We start from the raw sequence: 435 nt of genomic DNA, 5'->3' as shown, positions 1-435 counted from the left end.
GGGCATGAAGGTCTCCGAGCGCACCTTCGCGGCCTTCTGGTCGGCCCACGCATGGACCGGGATGCTCGTCTCCGTCGTGCTGTTCGTGACCTTCTTCCTGGGCGCGTTCGCGCTGTACTGGGAGGACTTCGGACGCTGGCAGGAGCCCCGGTTGCGGCGCGCCGTGCCGGCTTCGGAGGCGCAGGTCCTCGACCGGGTGCAGGAGGCGGTGGCCCAGCAGGCGGCGCGCGGCGCCGTGCGGCTGGACATGGATCTGCCCGACGAGCACGTGCCCTGGATCCCGCTGGCGACGCGGGATCGGTCCGACTTGCGGCAGTTCACGTGGATCGATCCGGCGACGGGTGCGCACATCCCCACGCGCAGCGACCTTGGGTACTTCCTGTACCTCATGCACGTCATCGGGCCGATCCGCGGCGGGATCTATCTCGCCGGGGT

The 435-nt window shown here is 70.1% G+C and carries 1 protein-coding gene; it reads left to right on the top strand.

The window, feature by feature from the left end; translation table 11 throughout:
- The coding region (locus tag BN4575_RS23020; RefSeq protein WP_176716475.1) for a PepSY domain-containing protein at positions 1-435 on the top strand (435 nt) is incomplete at both ends.

This window comes from Aeromonas sp. EERV15 (assembly GCF_900079845.1).
GTDB classification, from domain to species: domain Bacteria; phylum Pseudomonadota; class Gammaproteobacteria; order Enterobacterales; family Aeromonadaceae; genus Aeromonas; species Aeromonas sobria.
This window is presented reverse-complemented; position numbering and strand designations above follow the sequence as displayed.